The organism is Kitasatospora cinereorecta (assembly GCF_024172095.1).
In the GTDB taxonomy this organism is placed as follows: domain Bacteria; phylum Actinomycetota; class Actinomycetes; order Streptomycetales; family Streptomycetaceae; genus Kitasatospora; species Kitasatospora cinereorecta.
The window spans coordinates 301,358-314,340 of the sequence record NZ_JAMZDX010000004.1 but is presented as its reverse complement, the minus strand read 5'-3'; the positions used below and the strand labels follow the sequence as shown (position 1 = coordinate 314,340).

The 12,983-nt window shown below is 73.3% G+C and carries 15 protein-coding genes; 9 read left to right on the top strand and 6 right to left on the bottom strand.

Annotated elements, in window-relative coordinates; all coding sequences use genetic code 11:
• Positions 1–311 precede the first annotated feature (311 nt).
• On the top strand, positions 312–908 hold the full coding sequence (gene pth, locus FHR36_RS21610) for an aminoacyl-tRNA hydrolase (RefSeq protein ID WP_253799812.1): 597 nt from the start codon (positions 312–314) through the stop codon (positions 906–908).
• A gap of 206 nt (positions 909–1,114) precedes the next feature.
• Positions 1,115–1,936 (top strand): SAM-dependent methyltransferase, encoded by an 822-nt coding sequence (locus FHR36_RS21605; RefSeq protein ID WP_253799811.1) that lies wholly within the window; start codon positions 1,115–1,117, stop codon positions 1,934–1,936.
• Positions 1,937–2,016: 80 nt separating this feature from the next.
• Here the strand turns inward: FHR36_RS21605 and FHR36_RS21600 are convergent, their stop codons facing one another.
• The gene (locus FHR36_RS21600; RefSeq protein ID WP_253799810.1) at positions 2,017–2,961 is read right to left on the bottom strand and encodes an MBL fold metallo-hydrolase; all 945 of its coding nucleotides are present in this window, start codon (positions 2,959–2,961) and stop codon (positions 2,017–2,019) included.
• Entirely contained in the window at positions 2,945–3,535 is a 591-nt protein-coding gene (locus FHR36_RS21595; protein ID WP_253799809.1) for a helix-turn-helix domain-containing protein, read from the bottom strand. Before FHR36_RS21595 ends, FHR36_RS21600 begins: the two co-directional genes overlap by 17 nt.
• Before the next feature lie 182 nt (positions 3,536–3,717).
• On the opposite strand from FHR36_RS21595, the gene FHR36_RS21590 reads away from it, so the two are divergent.
• Positions 3,718–3,921 carry a hypothetical protein gene (locus FHR36_RS21590; protein ID WP_253799808.1) on the top strand — a complete coding sequence of 68 codons (204 nt, stop codon included), beginning with the start codon at positions 3,718–3,720 and terminating at the stop codon, positions 3,919–3,921.
• Positions 3,922–3,951: 30 nt separating this feature from the next.
• On the opposite strand, the gene FHR36_RS21585 is transcribed toward FHR36_RS21590, so the two are convergent.
• The gene (locus FHR36_RS21585) at positions 3,952–4,836 is read right to left on the bottom strand and encodes an NAD-dependent protein deacetylase (RefSeq protein WP_253799807.1); all 885 of its coding nucleotides are present in this window, start codon (positions 4,834–4,836) and stop codon (positions 3,952–3,954) included.
• 44 nt (positions 4,837–4,880) lie between these two features.
• A complete protein-coding gene (locus tag FHR36_RS21580) occupies positions 4,881–5,987 on the bottom strand; it encodes a PP2C family protein-serine/threonine phosphatase (protein WP_253799806.1) in 1,107 nt (368 codons plus the stop codon).
• A gap of 220 nt (positions 5,988–6,207) precedes the next feature.
• Between FHR36_RS21580 and FHR36_RS21575 the strand changes: the two genes are divergently transcribed.
• Positions 6,208–6,681, top strand: a complete 474-nt coding sequence (locus tag FHR36_RS21575; RefSeq protein ID WP_253799805.1) for a riboflavin biosynthesis intermediates N-glycosidase — start codon at positions 6,208–6,210, stop codon at positions 6,679–6,681.
• 5 nt (positions 6,682–6,686) lie between these two features.
• Here the strand turns inward: FHR36_RS21575 and FHR36_RS21570 are convergent, their stop codons facing one another.
• A complete protein-coding gene (locus FHR36_RS21570) occupies positions 6,687–7,394 on the bottom strand; it encodes a TetR/AcrR family transcriptional regulator (protein WP_253799804.1) in 708 nt (235 codons plus the stop codon).
• 151 nt (positions 7,395–7,545) lie between these two features.
• Here FHR36_RS21570 and FHR36_RS21565 point away from each other — a divergent pair, with 151 nt between their 5' ends.
• Positions 7,546–8,769 (top strand): saccharopine dehydrogenase family protein, encoded by a 1,224-nt coding sequence (locus FHR36_RS21565; RefSeq protein ID WP_253799803.1) that lies wholly within the window; start codon positions 7,546–7,548, stop codon positions 8,767–8,769.
• Between the two features lie 54 nt (positions 8,770–8,823).
• On the top strand, positions 8,824–10,227 hold the full coding sequence (locus FHR36_RS21560; protein WP_253799802.1) for an NAD(P)/FAD-dependent oxidoreductase: 1,404 nt from the start codon (positions 8,824–8,826) through the stop codon (positions 10,225–10,227).
• A 57-nt stretch (positions 10,228–10,284) separates the two neighbouring features.
• Here the strand turns inward: FHR36_RS21560 and FHR36_RS21555 are convergent, their stop codons facing one another.
• Positions 10,285–10,665: a nuclear transport factor 2 family protein gene (locus FHR36_RS21555; protein ID WP_253799801.1), complete on the bottom strand. Its 381-nt coding sequence runs from the start codon at positions 10,663–10,665 to the stop codon at positions 10,285–10,287.
• Between the two features lie 175 nt (positions 10,666–10,840).
• On the opposite strand from FHR36_RS21555, the gene FHR36_RS21550 reads away from it, so the two are divergent.
• The 3 genes from FHR36_RS21550 (at position 10,841) to FHR36_RS21540 (ending at position 12,898) form a co-directional block, all read left to right on the top strand.
• Positions 10,841–11,323, top strand: a complete 483-nt coding sequence (locus FHR36_RS21550) for a cysteine/serine endopeptidase inhibitor (RefSeq protein WP_253799800.1) — start codon at positions 10,841–10,843, stop codon at positions 11,321–11,323.
• A 53-nt stretch (positions 11,324–11,376) separates the two neighbouring features.
• Positions 11,377–11,760, top strand: a complete 384-nt coding sequence (locus FHR36_RS21545) for a VOC family protein (protein ID WP_253799799.1) — start codon at positions 11,377–11,379, stop codon at positions 11,758–11,760.
• 202 nt (positions 11,761–11,962) lie between these two features.
• Positions 11,963–12,898 (top strand): NADP-dependent oxidoreductase, encoded by a 936-nt coding sequence (locus FHR36_RS21540; RefSeq protein ID WP_253799798.1) that lies wholly within the window; start codon positions 11,963–11,965, stop codon positions 12,896–12,898.
• Positions 12,899–12,983 lie beyond the last annotated feature (85 nt).

Here is a 12,983-nt window from a genome sequence, read left to right as displayed (position 1 = left end):
GTCCATAGGTCCCACGGCCGGCAACCGAAGGCGATGAGAAACAAGACAACCCGATCGAGTCTACCGATCAGGCCGTGCCGGGCGGGTGCAGCCACGCTGGAAGGCGGCCGTGCGGGGCGCGTCCGGTGGCCGGTAGTCGCCGGTCGTCACCCGTTGTCACCGGCGCGCGGCGGGTCCGGCGAGGGGCCGTGGTCGGGCGATCGGCGGTGGTCGGCCACCCCGCGATCATGGACCCCGGGGCGGTTCGGCAGACTGCTGCCGGCGCGGGCCGACGGTCGGCCCCAGCACCGCACCCGAGGAGGACGATTCCCGTGACGACGGCCGAGGACCGCTGGTTGATCGCCGGACTGGGCAACCCGACCCGCTGGTTCGCCGGCACCCGGCACAACGCCGGCTTCCTGGTCGTCGACCGGCTTGCCGAACGCCACGGCGCCCGCTTCCGCAGGCACGGCCTGCGCTCCCGCGTCGCCGAGATCGAGATCGGCGGACGACAGGTGGTTCTGGCCAAACCCCAGCTCTTCATCAACCTCTCCGGCCGCCCGGTCGCCGCCCTGCTGCGCAGGCACGGGATCCCGGTCGACCGCCTGCTCGTCGTCCAGGACGACCTGGACTTCCCGTTCGGAGTCGCCCGCCTCAAGCGCGGCGGCGGCCCCGCCGGCCACAACGGCGCCCGCTCGATCAACGCGGCGCTGCGCACCCGGGACTACCTGCGCCTGCGCTTCGGCCTCGGCCGCCCGCCCAAGGGAACCACCGTCGGCTCCTTCGTCCTCGCCGCCTTCACCCCCGAGGAGCAGCAGACCCTCCCCACCCTCCTGGACCGCTGCGCCGACGCCGTCGAAACCCTCGTCACCGCCGGCCTCGGCCGCGCCCAGTCCGAGCTGAACGGGGCCGGCGCCCCGCGCAGGTGACCTGCCCGCGCGCGGTCGCGGCCGGTTGAGTGCAGGCGCAGGACGGGGATGCAACGTCGTGCTCGGCCACTCGGGAGTCCTGGCGCCAGACCTGACGCGTCGTCAATATCCTTTGTTCGGCCACGTGTCCGGAAAACAGTGGATAGGATCCGGCGGTGTCCGGGCGCGCCGGTGTGGTGTGCTCCCGTTTGAGGTGAGGGCCCCTCATGACCACCGCCACCCCGCGGCCGACGGCCGACGTGGACGTCGCCAACATCGCACGGATCTACGACTACTACCTGGGCGGGCTCTACAACTTCGCGGTGGACCGCGAGAAGGCGGAGCGGATCAAGGCGATGCTGCCCAGCGTCGACCTGCTCGCCCGGGCCAACCGGGACTGGCTGCGCCGGACCGTGCGCTTCCTGCTGGCGCAGGGCGTCGACCAGTTCATCGACCTGGGGTCCGGCCTGCCGACGGTGAACAACGTCCACGAGGTCGCGCACGCCGGCAATCCGCAGGCCCGGGTCGTCTACGTCGACCACGAGCCGTCGGCGGTCCTGCACGGTGAGGAGATCCTCGCCGAGGTGCCGCTGGCCGCCATCATCGAGGCGGACGGCCGCGAGCCGGAGCAGATCTGGTCGCACCCCGCGGTCCGTGAACTGATCGACCTGAGCCGACCGGTCGGCATCCTGATGGGCGGCCTCCTGGTCTTCGTCGAGGACGAGGATGACCCGGCCGGCCTGGTCGCCGCCTACCGCGACGCCGTGGTTCCCGGCAGCTACATCGCCATCTCCCATCTCTCGCAGGACCTCGCCGACCCCGAGACCCGGGCCCAGGTGGGCCGGATGACGGAGGCGTACCGGGTCGGTGTGGGGCAGCAGTTGTACGTCCGGGACCGGGAGACGATGACCTCCTGGTTCAAGGGGATGGACCTGGTTGAGCCGGGCGTGACGCTGATGGCCGACTGGCGGCCCGACCCCGGCCAGGCGGTCGACGCCCAGACGCCGTCCCGGGCGCTCGGCTACGGTGCGACCGGGCTGGTGGTCTGACGATTCGCCGACGCGGCCGCGGCCTGCCGGGGTGGGGTGAACTCCACGTCCCTGGCAGGCCGTTGCCGGTTCGGCGGGTGTCAGTTGCGGCGGGTGAGCTTCGCGAGGGCCTGGTGGAGACGGCCGCGCGCCAGCAGGCGGAGCTGGTCGGCCTTGCCCGGCTCGTTGAAGATCACGAAGTTGTCGTAGCGGTGGATGCCCTTGCGTCCGGCGACGGCGTGGGCGGCGTCGCGGACGGCGGCGAGGTCGGCGGAGGTCAACTCGAGTCGGTGCTCGGCCGGCTGGTAGGTGGCGCCGATCGGGTAGTCGCGGCGCCGGCGGCGCTTCATCTCCACGTGGCAGCCGAGGACATGGGTGACGGGGTTGGTCTCGGCGAAGGCGACCAGCCGGTCCAGGGTTGCCCGGAAGGCGGGGAAGTCGAAGGCGTACAGGCGCCCGGGGTAGACGGTGTCGCCGGTGAACAGGATGCCGGTCCACGGGTCGTAGCAGGTGATCGCGGCGGCGTGGTGGCCCGGGGAGCCGAGGATGTCCAGCACCCGGCCGCCGAGGTCGAAGGTGACCGCGCCGGTCGGCCAGCCGTCGCCGAAGCCGAAGAAGTCCCGTACCGCCTCGGGCTCGCGGGCCACCACCGCGGTCTGCGGCCGGTCGGCGAACTGGGCGTCGGCCGCGACGTGGTCGCCGTGCCCGTGGGTGTGCGCGACGACCAGGCCGTACCCCTCGCGCGGGTGCCGCTCCAGCCACTGGTCGATCAGCCGGTCGACGGTGGCGCGCAGCGGGAACAGCTCCGCGTCCTCGGTGGCGCCGGTGTCCAGCAGCAGGGCCCGCTCCTCGCCGAACAGCAGGAACAGGAACGGCGCCTCGTAGGTGACCCGCTTGCTCTGCCGCAGGATGACGGTGTGCTCGTCGTAGTGGTGGACCTGGAGGTTCGGCTCACCGGCCGCGCCATGGACCCAGGCGACGTCGAGCGAGCCCGCGACGGGCGCGCCGGTGGTGAAGTCGATCGTGCGGTCAGTGGTCGGACTCATCCTGATTCTCCCCCGATTCGAGATCCGGCAGCGGTGTCGCCGCCATGAAGTACCGGACGTGGTGCTGCCCGGGCCGGTGCCGGGTGTTGCCGCTGTTCCTGGTCCGTTCGACGTACGGCGCGAGGAGTGCCTTCCACTGCTCGCGCAGGTCGGCGGCCTCCTCTGCGGAGAGCACCGCGAGCGCGGTGACGATGCCCGCCTTGCGGCGCCAGGCGGTGGACTCGGCGTCCCGCCGATCGGCGTGCGCCAGGATCGCGTGCATCTGCCGCTCGATCACCAGGTGCTCCAACTCCTGCCTGAGTGCCGGGCTTTCGGCCGCCGCGATGCGGATCGGCCGGGTCGGGTCCGGCACCTGCCAGAGGCGTTCGCGTCGGTCCCGGCCGGGACCGGCGTCCTCGACGAAGCCGTACTTGGCGAGTTGGCGCAGGTGGAACGAGCAGCTCGCCTGCGAGGTGCCCAGGGAGCGTCCGCACCGGGCCGCGGTGGCCGCGCCGGTGGCGGTCAGCAGCTCCAGCAGGTCGAGCCGGAGCGGGTGGGCCAGGGCCCGGATCGCCTTGGGATCGCTGATCTCCATATGTCAAAGAATACTTTGACATCTCGAAGTGTCAACGGGTTCTTTGGGATTGGGTTGCGGCTTCCCGGTGCGTGAAGAGCGCCAGGGCGGGGTTGGCCTGACGCCGGGTCACGGGATCGAGTCGGCGAACCGATGACCGCCCGGGATGTTCAACCGGGGCGGGGTGGTGAAGACTGGCCCGCATGACCGATCAGCGCCGCCCGCTGGGCCTGCCGAACGCCGCCGCGCCGGCCGCCCACCGCCCCGCCACCGGGGACCGCCGCCCGCTCCCACCGGTGGACCGGTCCCTCTTCCTGCCCCCGGCCCCGGAGGAGCCGGCTACCGCGGCCCCGGGCCGTCGTCGTCTCGCCGCCGGCGGTCTGACCTTCACCACCCCGGAGTCCTGACCCCGTACGACCCTGTACCCGACGTACCGATCAGAGGCAGGGTCCTGGGGTGGTGCGGACGCGGTGGGCGAGATCGGTGAGGGTGGGGCCGAGGGGCAGGTCGAGGCGGGTGGCGGCGAGGTCGTCGGCGCGGGTCGGACCCTGGTTGACGATGGCGACCGGGGTACCGGTGCGGGCGGCGTGGCGGACGAAGCGCAGACCGGACATCACGGTGAGCGAAGAGCCGAGGACCACCAGCGCCTGAGCGGCATCCACCAGCTCGAAGCAGTGCTGGACCCGTGGTTTGGGCACGGATTCGCCGAAGAAGACCACGTCCGGCTTGAGCACCCCGCCGCAGGCCTCGCACGGCGCCACCCGGAACCCGTCCACCAGCTGCTGCGGCAGCTCCGCGTCCCCGTCCGGCCGCAGGACCGCGCCCGCCTCCCGGAACCCGCCGTTCAGCTGCTCCAGCCGCCGGCCGAGCTCCTCGCGGGCGGTGGTGCGCCGGCAGTCGAGGCAGACCACCCGGTCGAGGCCGCCGTGCAGCTCGACCGCGTGGCGGGTGCCGGCGGCGTGGTGCAGACCGTCCACGTTCTGGGTGATGACCGCCGAGACGTGGCCGGAGCGGCGCAGCTGCTCGACCGCGAGGTGCCCGGCGTTGGGCTCGGCCCGGGCGATCGTGTGCCAGCCGGCGTGGCTGCGGGCCCAGTAACGGCGGCGGGCCGACTCGCTGCCGGTGAACTCCTGGTAGGTCATGGGCGTGCCGCGCCGTCGGCTGCCGGTGGCGCCCCGGTAGTCGGGGATGCCCGACTCGGTGGACAGCCCCGCGCCGCTCAGCACCACGACGCCGCGCCCGGCCACCAGCCGGAGCAGCGCCGCGAAGCCGTCCTCATCGGCCGTCCGGCCGTCGTCGTCCACCGTCGCAGGCACACCCATGCCGCCCAGGGTAGGACGCGCTACCTCATTTACGGCCGCCCCGGTCACGGGCCGGTCGCTGCGGGAGCGCGGTGGCGGGTTACGGCGAGGAGGGCCATGTCGTCGTCGCGGGGCCCGCCGGTCCACCGCTCCACGTCGCGGACCAGGGCGTCCAGGGCGTCGTGCGGCCCCCGGAACGGTCCGAGCGGGGCCAGGCCGGTCACCGGGTCGTAGAACGTGCCGCCGCCGTCGCGGGCCTCCGTCACGCCGTCGGTGACCAGCAGCAGCGTGTGGCCCGGCGCGAACGGCCACACGTCCGGCACCGGCCGCGACAGTCCCAGGGCGCCCATGCCGAGCGGCAGCGCCGGATCGCTGGCGTCCAGGCGCCGCACCCCGCCGTCGGCGCCGTCCAGCAGGTACGGACCCGGGTGGCCGCAGTTCAGCACTCGCAGCTCCGCCGACCCCGGGGCGAACTCCACCAGCAGCGCGGTGATGAACCCCTCCATCCGCAGCTCCTCGCCGCGGTGCGCGCTCTCGCGCCCGAGCGACCCCTCGAGCGCGTCCGCGAGCCCCACCAGGTCGGCCTCGCGCGAGGCGTTCTCCCGGAACGCCCCCAGCAGCACCGAGACCGCCGCCACCGCCGGCAGGCCCTTGCCGCGGACGTCCGCGATCAGCATCCGCACCCCGTACGGCGTGTCCTGCAGCGCGTACGCGTCCCCGCCGATCAGCGCCTCGGTCTGGGCGGCGCGGTAGCAGGCCGCCACGGAGAGCTCGCCGACCCGCTCGGGGGGATCGGGCAGCACGGCCTGCTGCGCCGCCTCGGCGACCGAGCGGACCGTGGCCAGGCGGCGCCCGTGGCGCGCGAGCAGGCGGTTGAGCCAGACGCCGAGCAGTGCGGCGAAGAGCGTGTTGGCCAGCTCCAGCCAGCCGGCCCGGGTGCCGAGCGAGCCGTCGCGGGTGGTGAGCACCAGGATCCCGACGATGTTGGCGGCGCCCACCGCGATCACGTCCCGCAGCGGGAGCAGCGCACCCGCCAGCACGGCGGCCGCGGCCAGCAGTGGGTCGCCCCAGTAGTCGGCCGGTTCGAGGGCGTTCCACACCAGCCCGCCGACGATCAGCAGCCACGGCGCGACCCGCACGTAACGCGGCCACTGGGCGGACATCGGTGTCATGGGCGACACCCGCCTTCCTGCTCGGGGAGGCGGTTGCCACCGATCCTAAACGGCCGGGGGAAGGAGTTCAGGGCGGCGACGGCGGGCCGCCCCGGCGGATCACACACGGGCCGGTGACGCCGGTGGGGGCGATGGAGACAGCGAAGGGTGGGCGAAACCGGTTGCGGGGGTGGCCGGGGGGCTGGGAGCGTGCGGGTTCCGTACCTGCGACGAGGGTCGAATGACGATCTACTTCTACGGCGCCGACGACGTCCCCTACGGCTGCTTCTCGAACTTCTCCGCGCACAGCGTGGAGCTCGACGGGCACCTGTGGCCGACCTCGGAGCACTATTTCCAGGCCCAGAAGTTCATCGGCACCCGGCATGCCGATCTGATCCGTCGGGCCCGTACGCCCCTGCGGGCCGCCGAACTGGGGCGTGATCCGTCCAGGCCATTGCGGCGGGACTGGGAGCGTGTCAAGGACGACGTGATGCGCCGTGCCGTGGCGAGCAAGTTCCGGGCGCATGCGGACATCCGCGGCATCCTGCTGTCCACCGGCGACGAGGAGATCGTCGAGGACACCCTCACCGACCACTACTGGGGCCGCGGCAGGACCGGTACCGGCAGGAACATGCTCGGCCGGATTCTGATGCGTACCCGCAATCGCCTCCGGGAGGAGGAGTTGCCCGGGTTCCGGGTGACGCCGGTCGGGTAGGGCGGTCACCCGGTGGCGGCGGCGAGCTGGAGGCCGGCGCTGTCGAGCAGCATGTCCAGGGCGGCCGGGTAGGCGCTGTCCTTCATCCGGGCGGCGAGCAGCGGGGCGGTGGCGGCGATGTGGGGGTGGGTGTCGGGGGGCAGGTGGGCGTAGGTGGACTCCCACATGTCCTCGTCGGACGCGCGGGCCGCGGCCGGGAGGGCGAGGGCGGCCGCGTCGAGGGCGGCGAAGGCGAGGCTCTGGTCGATGAAGGCGTGGTAGATCCGGACCGCGGCGGGGTCGGGGAAGCCGGCGGTGCGCAGGACGCGCAGGATCGCCTCGTCGGCCTCGAGCTCGCGGGGGCGTCCGCTGACCCTGCTGGCGGTGAGGACGGCGGCGTGCGGGTGGGCGAGGTAGGCGCGGTGGATGCCCAGGCCGAGTTCGCGCAGGTCGGGGCGCCAGTCGCCGGTGGCGGTCCAGCCGCTCAGGGCACGTCCGATGAGTTCCTCGCCGATGGCGAGGGTGAGGTCGTCCATGCCGGTGAAGTAGCGGTAGAGGGTGCTGGGGTCGGCGCCGAGGGCGGCGCCCAGGCGACGGGCGGTGAGGCCGCCGGCGCCGTGTTCGCGCAGCATCCGCAGCGCGGTCTCCACGATCAGCCGCTCGGAGAGGACCGCGCCCTGCTTGGTCGGGCGCCGCCGGCGACGGTCCGACTCGGGTACCACCTGCTTGGCCATCGCCCGCTCCTCCCGGCGTCCCGGACACCCCGCCGTGGGGCGTTCGGCTTCCGGGGTGAACCTTATGCCAACGCCATTGACGCTGTCGGCGAGGCGGCGGTTTCATCACCTCACCGAGAGGCGAGAGCCTGGGAGAGAGATGAGTTCCGCCATGCGAGTACTGCTTGTGGGCGCCGGCGGCGTCGGCACCGCCATCACCCGGATCGCCGCCCGACGCGACTTCTTCGACCACCTGGCGGTGGCCGACTACGACCTGTCCCGGGCCGAGGCGGCGGTGGCCGCCCTGGGCGCGGCGGGCGGACGGTTCAGCGCGCACCGGGTGGACGCCTCGGACCGGGCGGCCGTCACCGCGCTGCTCGCCGAGCAGCGCTGCGATGTCCTGCTGAACGCCACCGACCCGCGGTTCGTCATGCCGCTGTTCGAGGCGGCCCTCGAGGGCGGCGCGCACTACCTGGACATGGCGATGTCGCTGTCCCACCCGCACGCCGAGCGCCCGTACGAGCTGTGCGGCGTCAAGCTGGGCGACGCCCAGTTCGAGCAGGCGGGGGAGTGGGAGAAGGCCGGCCGGCTCGCCCTGGTCGGGATGGGCGTCGAGCCGGGCCTGTCCGACGTCTTCGCCCGCTACGCCGCGGACGAGCTGTTCGACGAGATCGAGGAGATCGGCGTCCGCGACGGCGCGAACCTGACCGTCGAGGGGTACGACTTCGCGCCGTCGTTCAGCATCTGGACCACCATCGAGGAGTGCCTCAACCCGCCGGTCGTCTACGAGGCGGGCCGCGGCTGGTACACCACCGCGCCGTTCAGCGAGCCCGAGGTGTTCGACTTCCCCGAGGGCATCGGCCCGGTGGAGTGCGTCAACGTCGAACACGAGGAGGTGCTGCTCGTTCCGCGCTGGGTCGACGCCCGGCGGGTCACCTTCAAGTACGGCCTCGGCCAGGACTTCATCGACAAGCTGAAGACCCTGCACGCCATCGGCCTGGACCGCACCGACCCCGTCACCGTCAAGGCAGCGGACGGCGGCAGCGTGCAGGTCTCCCCGCGTGACGTGGTCGCGGCCTGCCTGCCCGACCCGGCCGGCCTCGGCGACCGGATGACCGGCAAGACCTGCGCCGGCACCTGGGTCAAGGGCCTCAAGGACGGCCGCCCGCGCGAGGTGTACCTCTACCACGTGGTCGACAACCAGTGGTCGATGCGCGAGTACGGCTCCCAGGCCGTGGTGTGGCAGACCGCGATCAACCCCGTCATCGCCCTGGAACTGCTCGCCACCGGCGCCTGGACCGGCACCGGCGTGCTCGGCCCCGAGGCCCTGCCGCCGGGGCCCTTCCTCGACCTGCTCACCGCGTACGACAGCCCCTGGGGCCTGCGCGAGCAGTAGGCCGTCCCCCTTACGCCGTCCGACCCCCAGGCCCGAGCAGAGGAACCACCCGCCATGCACCCGACGCCGACCTCCGGCCCCGCCGCCACCAACGGCCGGGTCTCCTTCTGGTACGCCGGCGCCCCCCTGCCCGAACGGCGCCCGCCGCTCCCCGGCGACCTCCAGGTCGACGTGGCGATCGTCGGCGCCGGCTACACCGGCCTGTGGACCGCGTACTACCTCAAGCAGGCGCAACCCGACCTGCGGATCGCCGTCCTGGAGAAGGAGTTCGCCGGCTTCGGCGCCTCGGGCCGCAACGGCGGCTGGCTCACCGCCGCCCTCCCCGGCCAGTTCCGCCGCTTCGCCGCCGCCCGCGGCGAGGCGGCGGCCGTCGCCATGCAACGCGCGATGATCGACACCGTGGACGAGGTCGCCCGCGTCGCCGCCGCCGAACGCATCGACTGCGACCTGCGCAAGGACGGCGAACTCTCCGTCGCCACCAACCCCGTCCAGCAGCGCCGCCTGCTCGACCGGCTGCCCGCGCTGCGCCGGGAGGGCTGGGGCGAGGAGGACATGGTCCTGCTCGACCGGCACGACCTCGCCGACCGGGTGCGGATAGCCGGTGCCGACACCGCCCTGTGGACCCCGCACTGCGCCCGGATCCAGCCCGCCAAGCTGGTCCGCGGCCTCGCCGCCACCGTCGAGCGGATGGGCGTGCGGATCTACGAGGGCACCGAGGTCACCCACATCCGGCCCGGTGCCGCCGTCTGCCGGCAGGGCACCGTCCGGGCCGACCAGGTGGTCCGCGCGCTGGAAGGCTTCACCGCCCGGATGCCCGGCCACCGCCGCACCTGGGTGCCCATGAACAGCAGCCTCGTCGTCACCGCGCCGCTCCCGCCCGACACCTGGCGGGAGATCGGCTGGCAGGGCGCCGAACTCATCGGCGACGAGGCCCACGCCTACTGCTACCTGCAGCGCACCGCCGACGGCCGGATCGCGATCGGCGGCCGCGGCGTCCCCTACCGCTACGGCTCCCGGATCGACACCCGGGGCGAGACCCCCGCCGTCACCCAGGTCCAGCTGCGCGACCTGCTCCACCGGCTGTTCCCCGCCACCGCCGGCACACCGATCGACCACGCCTGGTCCGGGGTGCTCGGCGTGCCCCGCGACTGGTGCGCCACGGTCGGCCTCGACCGGTCGACCGGCCTCGGCTGGGCCGGCGGGTACGTCGGCCACGGCGTCACCAGCGCCAACCTGGCCGGACGCACCCTGCGCGACCTGATCCTCCGCCAGGACACCGACCTCGCCCAGCTGCCCTGGGTCGGCCGCCGCGTCCGCCGCTGGGAACCCGAACCGCTGCGCTGGCTCGGCATCCGCGCCCTCTACACCGCCTACCGCGCCGCCGACCGCCGCGAGTCCGCCGGCCTCGGCCGCACCTCCGCCGTCGCCCGCGCCGCCGACCTGGTCAGCGGCCGCTGACGCCAGTCGCTGGCGGGTGATCATCGCAGCAGCCTCCGACAGCCGGCCCCGAGCGGGTCAGAACATCGTGTTGTCGTTGGCCGAGGTGGGCGGGACGAGTTGGAGGACGTCCCAGTGTTCGACGATGCGGCCGGCGTCGTCGAGGCGGAAGATGTCGATGCCCGCGTACTCCTCGCCGGGCCAGAGCTGGCGGCAGTGGAGGATCACGTGGTCGCCGTCGGCGAAGGCGCGTTTGATCTCGACGCGCTTGCCGGGGTATTCGGCGGCCATCCGCTCGAAGTAGGCGATGAAGGCCTGCTTGCCGTCACCGACGTGCGGGTTGTGCTGGGTGTAGGTGTCGCCGGCGTACTTCTCGATGGCTTCGGCCGGGCGGCAGTCGTTGAACATCAGCTCGTAGAACGCCCTGACGGTGGCCTTGTTGCGTTCGTGATCGGTCATGGGGTCACGGTACGGGGGAGTGGTCGCGGGGTGGTGGTGGCGCGGTGGTGCGGGTCGGCAAACCCATCCGGCATGTGTCCATGACAACGCGTCAGAGGTCTGGACCGGTGGCATGGCGTCGACATAGGTTCGGTGACACGCCATCCACACCGTCCGCTCGAGAACCGGAGGGAACATGCGCGTCACCCGAAAGCTCACCACCCTGGTCGGAGCCCCGCTCGCCGCCGCCGCGATGCTGGCCCTGGGCGCGGGTACGGCGAGTGCCGCGATACCGGTCAACAAGCCGATGAACGGCACCGCGACGTACTACGACGACGCCGGCTTCGGCGCCTGCGGGACTCAGATCAACGCCGCCACGCAGCTGCTGGTCGCCGTCCCGCACAGCTGGTGGACCACCGCCAACCCGAACAACGACCCGCTCTGCAAGGGCATCTCGGTCAAGGTCACCTACCGGGGCAAGTCCATCACCGTGCCGGTCAGGGACAAGTGCCCGTCCTGCGACTCCACCCACCTCGATCTCAGCAAGCCGGCGTTCGCGACGTTCGCCCCGCTGGGACAGGGCGTGATCAACGGTCTGACCTGGCAGTTCGTCCGGACCGGGCTGGCCGGCGGGACGGTGCCGATCTCCGCTCCGGTCACCGGCTCCGCGATCGGCTGAGCGTCGGCCGTCGGGCTGGTGCCGGACGGCGGGGAGGTGCGAGGGTGGGCGCCATGATCGGACGTCTGTTCTCCCTCGTCGTCGACTGCCCCGACCCGTCCGCCCTCGCGGCGTTCTACCAGGACCTGCTGACGCTCTCCCGGGTCGAGGACACGCCCGAGTACGTCGTGCTCCGCAACGCGGCGGGCACCGAGACGGTGACCTTCCAGCGGGTGGCCGACTTCCGGCCCCCGCGCTGGCCCGACCCGGAGCGCCCCGCGCAGATGCACCTGGACGTGCTGGTCGAGGACCTGGACGTGGCCGAGCCGCAGGCGCTCGCGCTGGGCGCGACCCTGCTGGAGGGCTCGGACAAGCCGATCGGCTACCGGGTGTACGCCGACCCGGTGGGTCACCCGTTCTGCCTGGTCACGGCCGAGGGGGTGACCCCCGAGGCGTGAGGCGGAGGGTGGCACGCTGGCCCGAACGTGTCGAACGTCAGGGCCGCGCGGTCGGCCTCCCCGGCCGGTCCCGGCCGGTGGCGTAGAAACGGAACGGCGCCGCCGGCCGCCTGCCCCAGGGGGAGTCCGGACGGCCGCCGCCCCGGGCCGTGCTCCACCCGTACGGCCCGGCCGCCGTCCCACCCCGGGTCAGGGAGCCGCCGTGAAAGCCCTCGTCGCCACCGAGTACCAGGCGCTCGACCGCCTCGCCCTCGCCGACCGGCCGATGCCGTCCGCCGGCCCCGGCGAACTGGTGCTGAAGGTCGAGGCGGCCGCCCTCAACCCGCTGGACCTCGCCCTGGTGACCGGCGCCGCCAGGGAGCTGTACCCGGTCCGGCACCCGCTGGTGGTCGGCATGGACGTGGCCGGGACCGTCGAGGAGGTGGGCGCCGGCGTGGTCGGCTACGCGCCCGGAGACCCCGTCCTCGCGTTCGTCGGCCAGGCGGGCGCGGTCGCCGAGTACACGGTGGCCGCACCCGGACCCCGGCTCGCCCCGCGGCCGCCCGGCCTGGACGCGGTGCGCGCCGCCGCCCTCCCCGAGTCCGGCATGACCGCGGTCTGCCTGCTGCGGGCGGTCGGCCTGCGGGCGGGGGAGAGCGTGCTGGTGGTCGGCGCCACCGGCGGCATCGGCCTGTACGCCGTCCAGCTCGCGCACTCCCTCGGCGCCCGGGTGATCGCCACCGCGACCGCGCAGGACGCGGCGTACGTCCGGGAGCTCGGCGCGGCCGACACCGTCGACTACCGGGAGCGCGACGTGGTGCAGGAGACCCTGACCCTCGTCCCCGCGGGGGTCGACGTGGTCGTCGACCTGGTGAACCGCGGCGACGGCCTGGCCGAGAGCGCACGGGCGGCCCGGCCCGGCGGACGCCTGGTCTCCCCGCTGTACGGGCCGCCCGACCTCGGCCGGGAGGTGTCGCCGGTGTACATCGGCTCCTTCACGCCCGAGCCCGGCGACCTGGAGAGCCTGGCCCGGCGCGCCGCGGACGGCACCCTGCGGGTCGAGATCGGCGCCCGGTACCCCTTCGCCGAGGCTGTCACCGCGGTCACCGACTTCGCCACGAAGCACATCCGCGGCAAGGTCGTCGTCACCGTCCCCTGACCCTGACGCTGACGCGGGGAGGCGATCCCCGCAGAGTCGGCCGCGATCTCTCGCGGCGTCTTCTACCACTCGAACCCCTCCGATG

Excerpts from the sequence above, each read along its gene's own strand:
- FHR36_RS21605 (WP_253799811.1), top strand. The coding sequence starts at position 1,115 with ATGACCACCGCCACCCCGCGGCCGACGGCCGACGTGGACGTCGCCAAC.
- FHR36_RS21600 (WP_253799810.1), bottom strand. The coding sequence starts at position 2,961 with ATGAGTCCGACCACTGACCGCACGATCGACTTCACCACCGGCGCGCCC.
- FHR36_RS21595 (WP_253799809.1), bottom strand. The coding sequence starts at position 3,535 with ATGGAGATCAGCGATCCCAAGGCGATCCGGGCCCTGGCCCACCCGCTC.
- FHR36_RS21590 (WP_253799808.1), top strand. The coding sequence starts at position 3,718 with ATGACCGATCAGCGCCGCCCGCTGGGCCTGCCGAACGCCGCCGCGCCG.
- FHR36_RS21585 (WP_253799807.1), bottom strand. The coding sequence starts at position 4,836 with ATGGGTGTGCCTGCGACGGTGGACGACGACGGCCGGACGGCCGATGAG.
- FHR36_RS21580 (WP_253799806.1), bottom strand. The coding sequence starts at position 5,987 with ATGACACCGATGTCCGCCCAGTGGCCGCGTTACGTGCGGGTCGCGCCG.
- FHR36_RS21575 (WP_253799805.1), top strand. The coding sequence starts at position 6,208 with ATGACGATCTACTTCTACGGCGCCGACGACGTCCCCTACGGCTGCTTC.
- FHR36_RS21570 (WP_253799804.1), bottom strand. The coding sequence starts at position 7,394 with ATGGCCAAGCAGGTGGTACCCGAGTCGGACCGTCGCCGGCGGCGCCCG.
- FHR36_RS21565 (WP_253799803.1), top strand. The coding sequence starts at position 7,546 with ATGCGAGTACTGCTTGTGGGCGCCGGCGGCGTCGGCACCGCCATCACC.
- FHR36_RS21560 (WP_253799802.1), top strand. The coding sequence starts at position 8,824 with ATGCACCCGACGCCGACCTCCGGCCCCGCCGCCACCAACGGCCGGGTC.
- FHR36_RS21555 (WP_253799801.1), bottom strand. The coding sequence starts at position 10,665 with ATGACCGATCACGAACGCAACAAGGCCACCGTCAGGGCGTTCTACGAG.
- FHR36_RS21550 (WP_253799800.1), top strand. The coding sequence starts at position 10,841 with ATGCGCGTCACCCGAAAGCTCACCACCCTGGTCGGAGCCCCGCTCGCC.
- FHR36_RS21545 (WP_253799799.1), top strand. The coding sequence starts at position 11,377 with ATGATCGGACGTCTGTTCTCCCTCGTCGTCGACTGCCCCGACCCGTCC.